Source organism: Brevibacterium sp. HMSC24B04 (assembly GCF_001806835.1).
In the GTDB taxonomy this organism is placed as follows: domain Bacteria; phylum Actinomycetota; class Actinomycetes; order Actinomycetales; family Brevibacteriaceae; genus Brevibacterium; species Brevibacterium ravenspurgense.
The window spans coordinates 1-1260 of record NZ_KV786080.1; the positions used below are offsets into that span (position 1 = coordinate 1).

At 62.7% G+C, this 1260-nt stretch carries 1 protein-coding gene; it reads left to right on the forward strand.

The genetic code is table 11. The features are described 5' to 3' along the window. A partial coding sequence (locus HMPREF3092_RS03070; RefSeq protein WP_176745680.1) for a zinc ribbon domain-containing protein occupies positions 1 to 1190 on the forward strand: 1190 nt, incomplete at its 5' end. Positions 1191 to 1260 lie beyond the last annotated feature (70 nt).

The window sequence follows — 1260 nt, forward strand, 5'->3', positions numbered from 1 at the left end:
CCGGTGCCGGTGCAGGCGCGGCCGCTGGAGCAGCGGGCGCTGGCAACACGGCACCTCCCCCAGGCCCCGGCGCTGGCCCGGCTTCAGGTCCGGGTGCGGGCACCCCAGCGGGTGCCGGCGGGACCACGGTTGCGGCCTCCCCGGTTCGCGAACGCCCCAAGAAGAAGTCCAACACGGCAGCGTGGCTTGTCCCTGTGATCGCAGCTTCCGTCGTGCTGATCCTGGTGATTGTCGGTGCCATCGCACACTTCATCATCAACCGCACCGTGTACGGTCCAGACGCCACCGCCGAAAAGTTCGTCGAAGCCCTCAACGAAGGAGACTTCGAAAAGGCGCGGTCCTTCGCATCGTTCGATGTTCCCGAAGATGCCTACACAGACCTCATCGACGACCCTAAGTACGCAAAGGCCGCCACTGACACTCTGTCTGATGCCCAGGTGACTGCTTCGGAGCGCAACGGTGACGAGGCCAACATCACCGTCGGCTACAAGCAGGGCGGAGAAAACAAGCACATCAAGCTCACCGGCCACAAGGACGGCAAGCAGGGACTCTTCTTCGACAAGTGGAAGCTCAACGCCCCCGACCTGGGCACCGTGAAGATCACCGCCCCGGCCGGAGCGAACGTCAAGATCAACGGCGAGGACTTCACGGCGTCGAACCCCAACACCGAGTACGCGGTGCTGCCCGGAACCTACGAAATCTCGACGGAAGGTTCGAAGTTCATCGAAGCGACTTCGGCAAAGGCCACGGTCGGCTTCGGCGGGGATGACGGCGGCGCAGAGCTCAAGGTCGACCCCAAGCCCACGAAGGCGCTCGGCACAGAAGTGCAGAAGGCAATCGATAAGCGCATCGACGACTGCAAGAAGGCCAAGGAGTTCGAAAAGGACGGCTGCGGCCCGATCAAGCTGCCGAAGAAAGCACAGAACACCAGCATCAAGCCCGAAAAGGACGTCAAACTGGACACCGTGTCGTGGAAGGTGACGAACCCGAAGGTGTCAGCAAAGCTTGACAGCGGCAGCGGCAAGGGAACCTTCACCACCACCAAGAAGGGCGAAGCCACCTTCACGGCCGACTCCAAGAGCCGCGGCAAGAACGCATGGAAGCTGGCAAGCCCAGCGCCCGTGATCGCTAGCGGCGAATTCGAAATCGACGGCGACTCCATCAAGATCACTAAGATCTACGGGTGGTGACCCCCCGCCAAGCGAACTTCGCTCAGGCTGTAGACGCTGAAGCGCGGCCGGTGCATGAGCACCGGCCGCG